At 58.3% G+C, this 15,617-nt stretch carries 15 protein-coding genes; 11 read left to right on the forward strand and 4 right to left on the reverse strand.

Features of this window, described 5'->3' with window-relative positions:
* Positions 1 to 7 precede the first annotated feature (7 nt).
* The 4 genes from AC2FJW_RS01900 to AC2FJW_RS01915 all read left to right on the forward strand — a co-directional run bounded on the left by AC2FJW_RS01900 (position 8) and on the right by AC2FJW_RS01915 (position 4,093).
* Complete coding sequence (locus tag AC2FJW_RS01900) at positions 8 to 1,444, forward strand: Do family serine endopeptidase (protein ID WP_496749067.1); 1,437 nt, start codon at positions 8 to 10, stop codon at positions 1,442 to 1,444.
* Positions 1,445 to 1,627: 183 nt separating this feature from the next.
* The gene (locus AC2FJW_RS01905) at positions 1,628 to 2,308 is read left to right on the forward strand and encodes a response regulator transcription factor (RefSeq protein ID WP_142634264.1); all 681 of its coding nucleotides are present in this window, start codon (positions 1,628 to 1,630) and stop codon (positions 2,306 to 2,308) included.
* Positions 2,301 to 3,671 (forward strand): sensor histidine kinase, encoded by a 1,371-nt coding sequence (locus tag AC2FJW_RS01910; protein ID WP_496690682.1) that lies wholly within the window; start codon positions 2,301 to 2,303, stop codon positions 3,669 to 3,671. The genes AC2FJW_RS01905 and AC2FJW_RS01910 overlap by 8 nt, the downstream gene beginning before the upstream one ends.
* A 74-nt stretch (positions 3,672 to 3,745) precedes the next feature.
* A complete protein-coding gene (locus tag AC2FJW_RS01915) occupies positions 3,746 to 4,093 on the forward strand; it encodes a TfoX/Sxy family protein (RefSeq protein ID WP_496687709.1) in 348 nt (115 codons plus the stop codon).
* A 54-nt stretch (positions 4,094 to 4,147) separates the two neighbouring features.
* Here the strand turns inward: AC2FJW_RS01915 and ndk are convergent, their stop codons facing one another.
* On the reverse strand, positions 4,148 to 4,570 hold the full coding sequence (gene ndk / locus AC2FJW_RS01920; RefSeq protein WP_142634270.1) for a nucleoside-diphosphate kinase: 423 nt from the start codon (positions 4,568 to 4,570) through the stop codon (positions 4,148 to 4,150).
* A 116-nt stretch (positions 4,571 to 4,686) separates the two neighbouring features.
* The gene (locus tag AC2FJW_RS01925) at positions 4,687 to 5,889 is read right to left on the reverse strand and encodes a multidrug effflux MFS transporter (protein WP_496749068.1); all 1,203 of its coding nucleotides are present in this window, start codon (positions 5,887 to 5,889) and stop codon (positions 4,687 to 4,689) included.
* A gap of 106 nt (positions 5,890 to 5,995) precedes the next feature.
* Between AC2FJW_RS01925 and AC2FJW_RS01930 the strand changes: the two genes are divergently transcribed.
* The 7 genes from AC2FJW_RS01930 to AC2FJW_RS01960 all read left to right on the forward strand — a co-directional run bounded on the left by AC2FJW_RS01930 (position 5,996) and on the right by AC2FJW_RS01960 (position 12,926).
* Complete coding sequence (locus tag AC2FJW_RS01930; protein WP_496749069.1) at positions 5,996 to 7,849, forward strand: ABC-F family ATP-binding cassette domain-containing protein; 1,854 nt, start codon at positions 5,996 to 5,998, stop codon at positions 7,847 to 7,849.
* Positions 7,846 to 8,466 carry a MarC family protein gene (locus AC2FJW_RS01935; RefSeq protein WP_142634274.1) on the forward strand — a complete coding sequence of 207 codons (621 nt, stop codon included), beginning with the start codon at positions 7,846 to 7,848 and terminating at the stop codon, positions 8,464 to 8,466. Before AC2FJW_RS01930 ends, AC2FJW_RS01935 begins: the two co-directional genes overlap by 4 nt.
* Before the next feature lie 40 nt (positions 8,467 to 8,506).
* Positions 8,507 to 9,088 (forward strand): retropepsin-like aspartic protease family protein, encoded by a 582-nt coding sequence (locus tag AC2FJW_RS01940; RefSeq protein WP_496695175.1) that lies wholly within the window; start codon positions 8,507 to 8,509, stop codon positions 9,086 to 9,088.
* 48 nt (positions 9,089 to 9,136) lie between these two features.
* On the forward strand, positions 9,137 to 9,763 hold the full coding sequence (locus AC2FJW_RS01945; RefSeq protein WP_496690685.1) for an ImuA family protein: 627 nt from the start codon (positions 9,137 to 9,139) through the stop codon (positions 9,761 to 9,763).
* Positions 9,764 to 9,824: 61 nt separating this feature from the next.
* On the forward strand, positions 9,825 to 11,039 hold the full coding sequence (locus tag AC2FJW_RS01950) for an MFS transporter (protein ID WP_496749070.1): 1,215 nt from the start codon (positions 9,825 to 9,827) through the stop codon (positions 11,037 to 11,039).
* Positions 11,036 to 11,632 (forward strand): YceI family protein, encoded by a 597-nt coding sequence (locus AC2FJW_RS01955; RefSeq protein WP_496749071.1) that lies wholly within the window; start codon positions 11,036 to 11,038, stop codon positions 11,630 to 11,632. Before AC2FJW_RS01950 ends, AC2FJW_RS01955 begins: the two co-directional genes overlap by 4 nt.
* Positions 11,633 to 11,702: 70 nt before the next feature.
* Positions 11,703 to 12,926: an MFS transporter gene (locus tag AC2FJW_RS01960; protein WP_496749072.1), complete on the forward strand. Its 1,224-nt coding sequence runs from the start codon at positions 11,703 to 11,705 to the stop codon at positions 12,924 to 12,926.
* 30 nt (positions 12,927 to 12,956) lie between these two features.
* On the opposite strand, the gene AC2FJW_RS01965 is transcribed toward AC2FJW_RS01960, so the two are convergent.
* Both AC2FJW_RS01965 and AC2FJW_RS01970 read right to left on the reverse strand, forming a co-directional pair.
* A complete protein-coding gene (locus AC2FJW_RS01965; protein ID WP_496749073.1) occupies positions 12,957 to 14,627 on the reverse strand; it encodes a flotillin family protein in 1,671 nt (556 codons plus the stop codon).
* A 33-nt stretch (positions 14,628 to 14,660) separates the two neighbouring features.
* Positions 14,661 to 15,377 (reverse strand): OB-fold-containig protein, encoded by a 717-nt coding sequence (locus AC2FJW_RS01970; protein WP_496749074.1) that lies wholly within the window; start codon positions 15,375 to 15,377, stop codon positions 14,661 to 14,663.
* Positions 15,378 to 15,617 lie beyond the last annotated feature (240 nt).

The raw sequence follows: 15,617 nt of genomic DNA on the forward strand, positions 1-15,617 counted from the left end.
GACCAAAATGAGCATCCGTAAATCCTCTCTTCTTATGCCACGCACATCAAACTGGATAGGCGTCTCAGCGCTGAGTGCGGCTTTGTTGGCGACGACCGCCCTGCCCTCGAAAGCTGACGAAGCGCTGGCTGATTTAGTTGAGAGCGTGTCACCTTCTGTCGTGACCATCATCGCGGAACAAAACGCCGCCAAGGGCCCGGAAACCGGACAGCAGTTTGATTTCGAAGGCCAACCATTCGGTGAATTCTTCAAACGCTTTGGCGTGCCTGAAGGGTTCGATGCCCCCCGTCGTGGTCCGTCTCAGGGTTTGGGGTCAGGTTTTGTACTGGATGAAGCCGGGTACATCATTACGAACCATCACGTGGTCGACGATGCCGCGACCGTGACCGTGCGCCTGAATGATGACCGAACTTTTGAGGCTGAGGTGATCGGTACCGACCCGTTGACCGATATCGCGGTTCTCAAGATCGACGCGGGCGAGCCACTTCAGGCCGTAGAGCTTGGCAATAGCGATGTGATCCGTGTGGGCGAGGATGTTGTCGCCATCGGGAACCCGTTTGGCCTCAGCTCGACCGTGACGACCGGGATTGTATCGGCCAAGGACCGCAATATTTCGCAGGGACCTTATGCCGAGTTCATCCAGACGGATGCGGCCATCAACAAAGGCAATTCCGGTGGCCCGCTGTTCAACATGGATGGTGAGGTTATCGGCGTGAACTCGGCCATCTATTCCCCGAGCGGTGGGTCGGTCGGGTTGGGTTTTGCCGTCACGTCGAACATTGTGGACCATATTGCCGCGGATCTGCGCGATGATGGCCAGGTCAGCCGCGGTTGGCTGGGTGTGTCAATCCAGAATGTCAGCCCTCAGATCGCTGCGGCGATGGGAATTGATGCCTCTAACGGCGCATTGGTTTCGGACGTTGTTGCCAACAGCCCTGCCGAAGGCATCCTGGAACAGGGCGACGTCATCCTGACCTTTAACGGCGAACCCGTCGCGTCCAGCAGCGACCTGCCGATCCTTGTCGGGACTACCAAGGTTGGAACAGAAAGCACGCTTACAGTTTTACGCAACGGCAGTGAGCAAGACATAAAGTTGACGATTGGACAACATCAGTCCGCATCGGCCGAAATGGACAAGTCAGTGGATGAAGGCATTTCGGGCACCGCCCTGGGCGTCACCGTTGCACCACTAACAGAAACCAATCGTGCGGAACTGGGCGTGGCCGAGAATATTGACGGTGTGATCGTCACGGACCTGAAACCGGACAGCCCTGCAGCAAAAGCCGGTCTTCAGCGTGGCGACGTGATCGTGAAGCTGGGCAACCAGGATACGGCCACACCTGACGCGCTGAAAGAAGCGCTGGATAGCGAAAAAACCGATCCCGCGCTTGTCCTGATCAACCGTGGCGGCAACCAGATCTTTGTTGCGGTGGAAATCGCCTGATCGAACACCTGCGCGCGCCACGTGATGGGGAGATCTGGCGGGCGCCTCTCTGGCATGATTGAATTGTCCGCAATCTGCCGGAGCAGCCGGGTGCGCAACGACGCACCCGGCATCTAAACCGGTCAAATCTTGTACTTTGTTTGAAAAATTGTGTTTAAGTTCCGGTAGAAAGGATTTCAGATCATGAGCCGACGCCTGTTGATCGTTGAAGATGATGAAGACACCCGGGAATTCATAGCAAAAGGATTCAGCGAGGAAGGATATGTCGTCGAACAGGCCGCGGATGGGCGCGAAGGGCTGTATCACGCCACAGATGGTGGCTTTGACGCCATCGTTCTGGACCGAATGCTGCCCGGTCTAGACGGCCTGTCACTGATCAAATCCATGCGCGCCGCGGGTCTGAAAACTCCGGTTCTGATGTTAACCGCAATGAGCGCGGTCGATGAGAGAGTCAAAGGCCTGAGGGCCGGTGCAGATGATTATCTGGTCAAACCGTTCTCTTTTCAGGAACTGCATGCGCGGATCGAAGCTCTGTTAAGACGCCCGCAGGAATCTGAGGAAAACCCGACCCTGACCTGCCGCGATCTGGATATGGATTTGCTGACCCGCAAAGTCACTCGCAACGGGCGAGAGATTACCCTGACACCGCGTGAATTTCAGATTTTGGAGTTCTTCCTGAGACGCAAGAACCGCGTGGTGTCACGCACTATGTTGCTGGAAGGTGTCTGGGATTATCATTTCGACCCGAACACCAATGTGGTTGACGTCCATATCTCGAAACTGCGCCGCCAATTGGATGAAGGCGGAGAGATCCCGTTGATTGAAACAGTCCGGGGCGCAGGTTACATGATATCTGATGGATAACCTGCGGCTTTCGTTCAATAATTCCAGAACACGTTTGGTTCTGGCCAGCATGGTTCTGAGCACATTGCTGACAGCCACCGTGCTGGCCCTTGTCTATGTCACCGCAAATCGCAGTATCGAAAGCGAAACCCGCTCGGTGGTTTCCGCGGAATTGACCGGTCTGGCCGATGAATACGAAAGGCGCGGGCTCATCGGTTTGCTGACAGCCATCGAACGCCGTATTCCCACCGCCTCTGAACGGGATGCCCTCTACTTATTGACCGACCGCAACGGGTCGAAATTGGCTGGCAACCTGAGGCAATGGCCCGATGACATCACTGCCGGAAGTGGTTGGGTCCAACTTGAGCTGCGACGCTCGGACAGCGAACAGCTGGTGCCAATCTCGGCTGCATCCATTCGTCTGCCGGGCGGAGAACGCCTGCTTGTCGGGCGGGATGCGTTGGCACGACAGCAGTTTGACCGTGTTCTTTTACGCTCGGTCGGCTTCGCGCTGGCAATCGCGCTGGCGCTGAGCGTCCTGACAGGCTGGCTGTTTACCAGGCTCGTCTTTTCGCGCTTGTCTGACATCGCCTCGACCGCAGAAAATATCGTTTCAGGCGACCTGTCGCGCAGGATGCCCTTGCGCGGGACCGGTGATGAATTCGATCAAGTTTCAGGTACGCTCAATACGATGTTGGACCGGATCGAGGAGTTGGTCAGCAATCTACGGACGACCTCGAATTCGATCGCGCATGATCTACGCTCTCCTTTGTCGCGGTTGAAACAGCGGGTCGAATCCCTGTCAGATAGCCGCAAATCCGAACAGGATCGCGAAATCGACATCGCGCGCGCGACGACCGAGGTTGATCATGTCCTGCGGGTTCTGGGCCAACTGACTGAGATTTCGCGTGCCGAAGCAGGTGTCGGGCGAGAGCAGTTCGAAGATGTCGACCTTAAGCAACTCGTGGCGGACGTGGTCGAGCTCTATGATCCGGTTGCCACGGATCAGGGCGTAACACTTGAAGTTACAGGGTCAACTGCCCCCCTTCCCGGCCACCGCCCCCTTTTGTCTCAGGCACTGTCCAACCTGTTAGAAAATGCTCTGCGATACGCGCCTGATGGTTCGACCATCACGATCAATATTGCGGATGACGGCCTGTATACCAACCTCAGCGTGCGGGATCACGGCCCCGGTGTACCACAGGACGATCTGGCCCGCCTGCAGATGCCCTTTGTGACACTTGATCCCGCCCGGACCGAGCGCAATGCAGGTCTGGGCCTGGCTTTGGTCGCAGCGATATCGCATATGCACAAAGGCATGTTCGACGCCCGCAACTGTGATCCGGGCCTTGAAGCTACTATTCGTCTTTCGCGCAAACCCTGATCCGGTAATCATGAACCGCAAAGGTAAAAAAGGATCGGGTGACAGTAATTCTGACACCGGTTAAAACGTCGATTATGTCTGACCCGATCTCAACTATCCGTAATCTCGGCCCGGCCTATGAACAGGCTTGTGCGCGTGCCGGTATCCACTCGGCCCAGCAACTGCGCGAGATAGGCCCCGACGCGGCCTATGCAAAACTTTTGCAGGCAGGATCGCGCCCTCATTTCATCGGCTATTATGTTTTGGTGATGGGGCTGCAAGGCCGCCCCTGGAACGATTGCAAAGGCGAAGAGAAAAAAGCCCTGCGGCAAAGGTTCGACGCAATCAAAGCCAGCAACAGCACTGCGCCGCAAACGAAGATGATCGCCGACTTGGATGCGATCGGCGTCCGGATATCTTCGGACGACTTGAAACCCGCATAGGAAAAGCCGCCCCCGACCCCGGGAGCGGCTTTATAGGCTTGATCTTAAAACAGATTAGCCGACCAGTTCGATGCCCGAGAAGAAATAGGCGATCTCAACCGCTGCGGTTTCCGGTGCGTCTGAACCGTGGACCGAGTTCTCGCCAACCGATTCAGCGAACTCAGCGCGGATGGTGCCGGGGGCCGCATCTGCGGGGTTGGTTGCGCCCATGACTTCGCGGTTCTTGGCAATGGCGCCTTCGCCTTCCAGAACCTGTACAATAACCGGCTCGGACGACATGAATTCGCACAGTTCGTCATAGAACGGGCGCTCGGCGTGGACGTCATAGAACTTGCCAGCTTGTGCTTTGGTCATGTGAATGCGCTTTTGCGCTACGATGCGCAGACCGGCCTCTTCAAACTTGGCGTTGATCTTGCCAGTCAGGTTGCGGCGGGTTGCATCGGGTTTGATGATCGAGAATGTGCGTTCCAGTGCCATGTCGGCCTCTCCTTAAAATAGGGCGCGGGGCCCGCGCCGAAATCCATCGCGGGCCGCGTATCATGGTCTGTAGCTTATGAAAAGTGTTATGATGCCCTGCTCCGGCGCTTTGCCGGTCACAATGTGCCGGGCAACGGGTCCAGACTGTCGATCCTACGAACATAGAGCACGGCCAGAAGGCCGATAAAGCTGCACCCGCACATCATGCCAAGCACAAGAAAAGGTCCGTTTTCAGGGCTGACAAAGGCGCCGGTGATCGTCGTCAGAACCGCCCCCAGCGCAACGATCATTGCACCTGACAGGCCCGCCGCGCTGCCTGCCAGTTTGGGACGAACCGACATCACGCCCGACGATGCATTGGCGTTGGTCAGTCCATTGCCGAAACCGACACAGATGGCCGAGCCGAAAAAGACCCAAACCGTACCAAGCCCGACCCAAAACAGAAGCAGCCCGCAAAGCGGCCCTGCCGTGGCCACATTCCGCCCTATCAGGATCATCGTTGTTAACTGCGTCCGCGCCGCCAATCGGCCAGTGACAAAATTCCCGACCATGAACCCGCCGGTGATAATGCCGATCCCAAGACCCAGCATCGCGGGGCTCAGATCAAACCAAGCAGCTGCAACCAACGGTGCACCGGTGATAAAACTGAAAAAGCCGCCGATCGAAAATGCCGCGCATAGGGCATAACCCCAAAACCTTCGGGCGCGGAACAGATGCGGATATTCCTTCAGCTGCGCCGCGAATGTTGGGGCGCGGTTTATATTGGTCTCTCCCATATCAAACCACAGCAAAGCCAGCAGACCGGTGCCAAGTACGGAATACAGAACAAACCCCGAGCGCCAGCCGAACAGCATGTCCAGCGCGCCGCCCAGCATCGGCCCCAGCATTGGCGCGAGCGCCATGGCCATTGCGACATAGCCCAGTTTGCTTGCGGCCTCGTTCGGGGAATAGCGGTCGCGGATCGAAGCGCTGGACAGCACCGAACCGGCGACAACCACGGCCTGCATCAGGCGAAAACCCAGAAACATCCAGATTGACCCAGCCAGCACACAGCCGATGGATGCGACCACGAAGATCGACATGCAGATCAACAGGACCGGTCTGCGCCCATATCGATCCGACAGAGGACCCATGATCAGTTGCAGCACAGCAGAAACCGCCAGATATCCCGCAACCGCCAGATTCATAAGGCCGTAATCCACCTGAAAGTCCACGCTCATATGCGCCAGCGATGGCAGGAACATATTCAGCGTCAGTACCGACAACGCCGTGGCAAAGACCAGCGTGACCAACGACGGAGGTGTTCGGGCTGTATGCATGATGGAACCGTGTGAAAACTTCAGGCAAATCAGCGCTAACACATCGAATGCCGGTTGAACATGCAAGCTGCTGGCGGCGGCATAACGGCTCTGCTAAGAGCAGCATATGTTACGGATTCAAGACATCACCTATGCCGTTGAAGGCCGCCCTTTGTTCGAGGGCGCAAGCGCAACCATCCCCGATGGCCACAAGGTTGGGCTAGTGGGGCGCAATGGCACCGGCAAGACCACCCTGTTTCGCTTGATCAGGGGGGAACTGGCGCTGGAATCGGGCAGTATCGCTGTCCCGAAACGGGCGCGTATTGGTGGCGTGGCGCAAGAGGTGCCCTCGTCCGATGCCTCACTGATCAATACCGTTCTGGCCGCCGATACCGAGCGCAGCGCGTTGATGACTGAAGCCGATAGTGCCACGGACCCCGGACGCATCGCCGATATTCAGACCCGGCTGGCCGATATAGACGCCTGGTCGGCCGAAGCGCGCGCAGCCTCGATCCTCAAGGGGTTGGGGTTCGATGACGAGGATCAGTTGAAACCCTGTTCGGACTTTTCCGGCGGCTGGCGCATGCGCGTCGCGCTAGCAGCGGTGCTGTTCTCGCAGCCTGATCTGTTGCTGCTGGACGAACCGACCAACTATCTGGATCTGGAAGGCGCTCTGTGGCTGGAAAGCTATCTGGCGAAATACCCGCACACGGTGATCATCATCAGCCATGACCGCGGGTTGCTGAACCGCGCTGTGGGGTCGATCCTGCATCTGGAAGACCGCAAGCTGACCTATTACGCGGTGCCTTACGATAAATTCGCGGAACGCCGCGCCGAACGTCTGGCACAGGCGGAATCGGAAAACACCAAGGCCAAGGCGCGCATCGCGCATCTGCAAAGCTTCGTGGATCGCTTTCGCTATAAGGCGTCCAAAGCAGTTCAGGCTCAGTCGCGGCTGAAGATGATCGAACGCATTCAGTTGGTCTCGACCCCGCAAGAGGCTGCTCTGCGCGCTTTTTCCTTCCCAGAACCCGAAGAACTGTCGCCCCCGATCATTCAGATCGAAGGCGGTGTGACGGGATACGGCGAGACCGAGGTGCTGCGCAGACTGAACCTGCGCATTGATCAGGATGACCGTATCGCGCTGCTGGGCAAGAACGGTCAGGGCAAATCGACCCTGTCCAAGCTGCTGTCTGATCGTCTGCCGTTGATGGCTGGCAAGATGAGCCGCAGCACCAAGCTGCGCATCGGCTATTTTGCACAGCATCAGGTGGATGAGCTGCATGTGGACGAGACGCCCTTGGATCATCTCCGCCGATTGCGCCCGAATGAAGCACCGGGCAAGTGGCGCTCGCGTTTGGCCGGGTTCGGATTGAATGCCGATCAGGCAGAAACCAAGGTCGGGCGGCTGTCCGGCGGTCAAAAGGCGCGCCTGTCGCTGCTGCTTGCCACCATCGACGCCCCGCATATGCTGATTCTGGACGAACCGACCAACCATCTGGACATCGAAAGCCGCGAGGCGCTGGTTGAGGCATTGACCGCCTATTCCGGGGCCGTAGTGCTGGTCAGTCATGACATGCACCTACTGTCGCTGGTGGCGGACCACCTCTGGCTGGTCTCGGACGGATCCGTCAAACAGTTTGACGGGGATCTGGAATCCTATCGGTCCCTACTGCTGGGCCGCGACAAACCTGTTAAGGAAAAGCCGCTGACGGCCAAGCCCAAACGCCCATCGCGCGAGGTGGTTCTGACCCTGCGCGCCGATCTGCGCAAATGCGAGGAACGGATCGAGAAATTGACGGATATGCACGAAAAGCTCTCGGCCAAACTGGCGGACCCCAGTTTGTATGAAGACGACAAGATCAACGACCTGGCAATCTGGAACCGGAAATTTGCCGAGGTGGTCAAGGCCATGCAAAAAGCCGAGGCACTTTGGGTGGTTGCAGCAGAGCGGCTGGAACAGGCAGAGACCGCAGCATGATGGATACAGCCTTTCTCATCACCTCGTTTACAACATTGCTTGTGGTCATTGATCCGCCAGCACAAACGCCGATCTTTGTGGCCCTGACACAAGGCATGGATCGGCATGCGCGTTATACAATAGCGGTGCGCGCCTGTCTGACAGCGGCTGGGATTCTGGCCATGTTCGCCGCATTCGGCGAGGCGGTTCTGGGCTTTATTGGCATCTCGATGGAGGCGTTCCGCGTTGCGGGCGGAGTTCTGTTGTTCCTCACAGCGCTGGACATGCTGTTCGAACGGCGCACCAAGCGGCGCGAAAACAGCGCCGAAGAAGAAGAGCATCCTGATCCTTCGGTATTTCCGCTGGGTATTCCCCTGATTGCAGGACCCGGCGCGATTGCCACAATGATCCTGCTGGCCGGGCAGCATCCGGGCATAGAGGGTCTGGCCGTGGTGATCGGCATGATGTTGATCGTAGTGGCGATGGTGTTCGTCACCTACTTGTCTTCAGGCGCGGTGGCACGAATTCTGGGCAAGACCGGGCTGAATGTGCTGACCCGCCTGTTGGGCATGCTGCTGGCGGCCTTGTCAGTTCAGTTTATCTTGGATGGGCTAAAAGCCTTTGGATTTGCGTCATAAATCCCCATATTGGATTCGAGTGACGCAGTAAGGTAGCGGTATGGACGGCGACAGCATCGCAAATCTGGTCTATCTTGGATTGCTGGGCGCAGCGGTCGTGGCCTGGTTTATCTCTCAGAACCGGCAAAGCCTGAACAAAACGTTGCAACAGGCTCTGGCCTGGGTGTTTATTTTTATCGGTATCATTGCCGCCTATGGACTGTGGGGCGATATCCGCAGCACTGTGGGCCCTGCCCCGCAGATGACCGTGACCGGCGAAAGCATCGAGGTGCCGCGCGCCTATGACGGGCACTACTATCTACCGGTTCTGGTCAACGGAGAACCCATCACCTTTTTGGTCGATACCGGCGCCAGCCAGATTGTGTTGAACGAGGCGGATGCCAGACGCATCGGTGTTGACCCCGATCAGCTGAACTATTTCGGGCGGGCCCTGACGGCCAATGGCGAGGTGCGCACCGCCCCGATACGGCTGGACAGCCTTGAACTGGGGCCGATCACGGATCGCAATGTCTCGGCCTGGGTGAATGAAGGGGCGCTAGATCAGTCCTTGCTCGGCATGGATTACTTGCACCGGTTCTCGAATATTCAATTCGCGGATGGGCGTCTGATCCTGTCGCGCTGATGCCCTCTCGATATTGAGAACATAATGAGAACATGCTAGAGTAATAGCATGTCCACACATCTTCTTGGCCGCAAGCCTGCACGACAAATGGCGGGGCTGCAGCTCCATCCGCAGATCACCCTGCAACTGGCCCGCGTGCACGAGGCCTGCGGCCCCGCCCGGCGCAGCTTTGCCATGTGGTTGGCCGGTCAGGCACAGGGGCCGGTGTTGTGGATTTCCCCCGCGTGGGAGGCCAGCCAGTTGCACCCGGGTGGGATGATGGCCTTTGCCGATCCTGCTCGGTTCCTGTTTGCCCGCCCCAACCATGCCGAGGACCTGCTGTGGTGCATGGAAGAAGCGTTGCGCAGCGGGGCAACCCCACTGGTGATCTGCGATCTGCCCGAGGCGCCCGGCCTGACACCGGTCCGGCGGATGCATCTGGCCGCGGAACAAGGCGGCACGATGGGGCCAGCCCCGCTGGGCCTGTTACTGACCCCTGGCGATGGCGGCGCACAGGGGGTTGAAACCCGCTGGCACATGGCTGCGGATCATCACGCCGGGGTTCCCTGCTGGACCCTGACTCGCCGTCGCGCCCGCGCCCTGCCCCCGGTCAGCTGGCAGGCCACCCAGACCAAGCCACATGCCGGGCTGAACCTGACGCGGATCAAGGCCCAAGATGTGTATTGGGGGGAGTAAGTTACGCGACTCACGGCACTTGTGACTAGCCAAGTGCCACATCCAACCCTAGCGTTCCGGTATGAGCCATCCAATCCATGACAGCCGCTATTCTTGGCTTCGCCTTCTGATCACCCTCGCAATCGCTACGGTGGCGAATGTGGGCATGTGGGCAGTAATCGTCGTGATGCCTGCGATCGAGGCGCAATTCAGCGCCGGTCGGGCCGAAGCCTCATTTCCCTATGTCTTGTCGATGATCGGGTTTGCACTGGGGAACATGTGGCTGGGGCAACTGGTTGATCGGTTGGGCGTGACCAAGGCACTGATCGGTGCCGCCCTTCTGAGCGCGGTCAGCTATCTGTTGGCAACATGGGCGCCGAATATGCTGCTCTTGTCACTGGCCCATCTGCTGTTGGGGTTGGGCACGGCTGTTGGTTTTGGCCCTCTGATCGCGGACATCTCACACTGGTTCATGAAACGCCGCGGGATTGCGGTGGCGTTGGTTGCCAGCGGAAACTACCTGTCCGGGGCGATCTGGCCAACGCTTCTGTCAGGCATCCTTGCACGTGAAGGATGGCAGCAGGTCTATCTGACGCTGGCGGTCATAACGCTGCTCGTTGTCATCCCCCTGTCTCTGCTGCTGCGCCGGCAAGTCCCGATTGAGGCCCATCAGACCGCCGCCGCCAATGCCCAGATCAACGCGCGCAGCGTGGGAATATCGCCGCGCAGCTTGCAATACGTTCTTGGTCTGGCCGGAATCGGCTGTTGCGTGGCCATGTCGATGCCGCAGGTCCATATCGTGTCCTACTGCGTCGGGCTCGGATATGGCCCGGCGGTCGGGGCGGAGATGCTCTCGCTGATGTTGCTGGGCGGCGTGGTCAGCCGAGTGATCTCGGGGTTGGTCGCCGACAAGCTGGGCGGGTTGATGACATTGCTGGTCGGCTCTTTCCTGCAATGTATCGCCCTATTTCTGTTCCTTCCCTATGACGGGATGGCCTCACTTTACATTGTCAGCCTCATGTTCGGTCTGGCGCAGGGCGGCATTGTCCCCAGCTATGCGCTGGTCGTACGTGAATATATGCCCCCGCAAGAGGCCGGAGCACGCGTTGGCTTTGTCATGATGATGACCATCATGGGCATGGCACTGGGCGGATGGATGTCCGGCTGGATTTACGACTTAACCGGAAATTATCAACTGGCCTTTATCAATGGCATCCTCTGGAACGGGCTGAACATCGCTATCCTGCTGATGTTGCTAAGGCGATCGCGGCCCCGCAGGCAGGAGGTCATGATATGACCCAACTGACAAGGCGCGCTGTACTGTCCGGGTTGACCGCCCTTCCATTTGCGCACCCGGCTCTGGCCGGGTTGCGTCCCTATGAACTGGTCCGCAATGGCACTTCCGTAGATTTTACGTTCGAGCTGTCCGGCATCACACAGTCCGGAACCATGCCGATACAATCTGCAGATATCCGAATTGACATGACCGACCTGGCCAACAGCCGGGTGGATGTCTCGCTAAACGTCGCCAAGGCGCGCACCAACCTGCCCTTCGCCCGCAAACCGATGCTCAGCGCTGGGGTTCTGGACGCCACAGGATTTCCCACAATTAATTTCACCTCGACCGATATTCAGCTTGGCAACGGTGGGCGTATCTCGAACGGGGCCGAGATCACAGGAGATCTGACCTTGCGTGGCGTAACGCGACCAATCACATTGCGCGCCAATATATTTCGCCCGCCCGGCAGCGCCCGAGACAACTTGAATAACCTCTCCATCCAACTCAGCGGTTCACTGAACCGTCACGAATTTGGCGCCTCGGGTTATTCCGACCTCGTAAAGGAAACTGTTGGCCTTGATATCCGGGCCAAGATCAAAAAGACTGGATAGATCAAAAACGACGCCACAAAGTCGATAAGCCGCGCGCACCGCGCTGGAAATATCGCAATCTGAGCCCATCATGCGCACGATCATTTCCTTTGCCGCCCTATTTCTTTCCGTCATTCTGCTTCAACTGTCCACCGGTGGCGTTGGCCCGCTGGATGCGATTTCCGGCCTGACCCTGAATTTCACCACCGGGCAGATTGGCCTGTTGGGCTCGGCCCATTTCGTTGGCTTCTTTGTCGGATGCTGGTGGGCCCCGCGCCTGATGGGAAGCGTCGGCCATTCGCGGGCATTTGCCGTTTGCACAGCTTTGGGCGCAATGGGGTTGCTGGGGCACACACTGACCGACGACCCCTATATCTGGGCGATGCTTCGGATCGCGTCAGGCGCCTGTGTCGCCGGGTGCTACACAGTGATCGAGGCCTGGCTGAACGCAAAGGTCACGAATGAGACGCGCGGGCGCGCCATGGGCACCTATCGCATCGTCGATATGGGCGCGTCCCTCTGCGCCCAGCTGATCATCGCAGTTCTGCCGCCAGCATCATATGTCTCGTATAATTTGCTGGCGATCCTGTGCTGCGCTGCCCTTTTACCACTGACACTGACACGCGCTAGCCAACCAGAAACACCAGACGCCCCGCGCCTGCGCCCCCAACTGGCATGGAATAGCTCTCCGCTGGCGGTGGCCGGCGTGATTGTTGCCGCGTTGAGTTCCGCGTCCTTTCGGATGGTTGGTCCTGTTTACGGGCAAGAAGTGGGGCTTGGCGTCGATCAGATCGCGTTCTTCCTGGCTTCCTTTGTCCTGGGCGGCGCGCTGGCTCAATATCCTATGGGATGGCTAGCAGACAAATATGACAGGCGCTGGGTTTTGATCTGGCTTTCTGTTGCCGCAGTCCTAAGCTGTGGCGTAACCATGGCCGCCAGTAACACCGGTACCGTTGGTGTTATGTTGTCTGCAAGTTTGTTCGGCTTTACGACCTTCCCAATATTCTCGGTCTCGTCCGCGCATGCCAACGACTTTGCGACAACCGAACAAAGGGTCGAGCTGTCGGCCGCCCTGATGTTCTGGTATGCGCTCGGAGCGATTGCGTCTCCCTATCTGTCATCCACACTTATTCAGTCCTTCGGACCCGGCGCGCTTTTCGCATTTGTGGCACTTGGCCACGTCTTCCTGATCATCTTTGGACTGGCGCGGATGCGCTCACGTCCGACCCCCGAAGAGCGCACCAACTATGTCTATTCGCCACGAACTTCTTTTACTATCGGGCGCCTGTTGAAACGTTCGCGCGAGAAGCAGTAAAAAGGGCCGGGAAATTCCCGGCCCATTCTTTTAGTGTTCGGTTCGAGGTTTCTGATCAACCACTTCGGCCTCATCTGCTGGTTTAACAGTGGGCTCTAGCGCGCCGTTGACGATGCCCCCGACCCCGTTTTCCATCGACAGGCCCAGCTCTTCGCCCAGCTTTTTCAACGCGGGCATCTGAACGGCCATGCCCATGATCGAATCCAGCGCCTGATTCACAACAGGCTTGTCACCACTCGCGGCTCCACCACCACCGGTTGCTCCAATCCCGCCGACCTGATGGATCTTGATCGAGTCGATCTTTTCGGCGGGCTTGACCATTTCCGCAATGATCGTCGGCATCGCCTCAATCCGGGCCAGATCAACCTTCAGACGGATTTGATCGACGGACAGGGCATTGTCAGCCTCGACAATCGCGCGCTTACCTTCCGCTTCGGCCAGCATGTCGTTCTTCTTGGCCTCGGCCCGAATGTTCAGCGCATCCGCTTCGGCCTGCGCCTCTTCGCGGCGCGCCTCAGCACGGTCAGCGGCGGCCTCTTTCTCGGCTTGGGCGGCCAGACGGATAGCTGTTGCCTGACGCTCGGCCTCACGCGTCGCTTCGATCAGAACGATCTGCTTCTGACGCTCGGCCTCGGCCACATCGCGGGCAGTAACCACGGCTTCGGTCGCTTTGGTCGCCTCGGCACGGGCCAGATCAGCGGATGCACGCGCGCGGCTTTCCTCTTCGGATTTCTGCGCGATGATGATCTGACGCTCTTGCTCGGCAACCTCCAACTCACGCTCTTTCGAGATCTCGGCCTCACGGATTTTACGCTCGCGTTCAATGTCAGCCGCTCGAATTGCTTCCTCGCGCGCAATCCGGGCACGCTCGGTTTCACGTACAGAATCCTCGGTCCGCGCGGCGATCTCGGCCTCTTGCGCCACGCGCAGGGTTTCGATCTGTTGCGTCTGTTCGATGCGGGCCTGCTCTTCGTCCTTGTCGATCAACAGCTTCTGACGCTGGGCTTCCATCGCAGCACGGCGCACTTCAACCTCGGCATCCGCATCGATCTGCGCGCGCTCTTTTTTCGAGGTCGCAATCACCTCGGCCAGCTTGCGCATACCCACGGCGTTAAAGGCGTTGTTCTCATCCAGCGCTTCGAACGGTGTCTGGTCCAGCGCGGTCAGCGAGACCGATTCCAGCGACAGACCATTTTTCAGCAAGTCTTCGGAGACGGCATTCTGCACCTCTTGCACAAAATCGGCACGGTTTTCATGCAGACCGTCCATGGTCATCTGCGCAGCCACGGCACGCAGACCGTCGATCAGCTTGCCTTCGATCATCTCACGCAGCTGCTCAACATCGAATGTACGGGCGCCCAGGGTTTGGGCCGCGCGTGCGATGCCCTCTTCGGTGGCCATGACCGAGACATAGAACTCGACTCCCACGTCAACACGCATCCGGTCTTTGGTGATCAAAGCGGCCTCGGCGCTGCGCTGCACCTCAAGACGCAGGGTCTTCATGTTGACGGGGCTGACCTCATGCAACAGCGGCACGACGATGACGCCACCATCCATGATCACTTTCTTACCGCCAGCACCGGTTTTCACCAGGCTCACCTCGCGGGTTGCGCGGCGGTACAGTCGGGCCAGTACAAGGCCAATGAACATAACGACCGCTAAAATGGTCACAACTGTGACGGCTAGGAATGTAAGTTCCATGCAAAATCCTCCGATTTGGGGTTGTTGAATTGGTTAGTTTGACAAGCCGACCAGAACGAACCGGTCGCGCCGTCGGTCGCGCAGGACAAGCACTTCGGTGCCTTGTTCCAGCGTATCCTTGTCCTGCAGGGGCTCAGCGCGCAGGTAATGCGCATTGCCAAAGCGGTCCATGACCCGCACTTCGGCCGGGCGGCCTCGGGATGCCGTCCCTTGCGAGATGAAACCGCGACGGCGGGCCAGCATCCGTTCTGACATCGCCTCGGTCTCGGTTTTCGGCAGCAGGCGGGCAAAGACCACGCTAAAGCCACGCGCAAACCAGATGCCAAAGGCCCCGGCCGGGATCGCAGCCATCCATGAGGGCAGATCAAAGCCCATCACATCACGCAGGCCCAGTTGCAGACCGATGCCCGACAGGCCGAAACCAGCCAGCAAAACCACCAGCCAGATCATGAAAGGCACTTTGCCAAAGCCCAGCCAGCTTGCAGGACCGTCCGAGGTCACAACCGGCGTTTCCGCCGCAACCTCGGCCAGCTCGAACTCACCCAGATCGACATCCGCGTCCAGATCAAGTTCGAAATCACCGATGTCCAATTCCGGAGCCTCAACCAGATCAAGGTCAACGTCGCCCTCACCCGCCATCAGGCTTCCACCCAGCAACAGCGCCACCAGTTCCAGCCCCAAAAGGCCAAACAACAGCGCAATCGCAATGGTAAAGGGCACAAATGCACCCTCGAGTAGAAAGCTGAACATCAGTGGGCTGTCTCCGTTATTGTATACGATGGTATGCAGTAAATATGGGGAGTCATGACAAAGTTTCAAGAGGTTGTGATTCTATATTTCAACCTATGGGTAATTAACATGGTGACACAGCGGCAGTCGGGAAATCCGTTCTTTGGGGTTTTTTCGGTGCCTGGGGCCGGAAAGTGGCATCCGTGCAAAAGCCGGGCTTTTGCTGGGCAGTGACATACGATAGACGAGCCTGCAGTTACA

The sequence above is a fragment of the Ruegeria sp. CDSA020 genome (assembly GCF_059612345.1).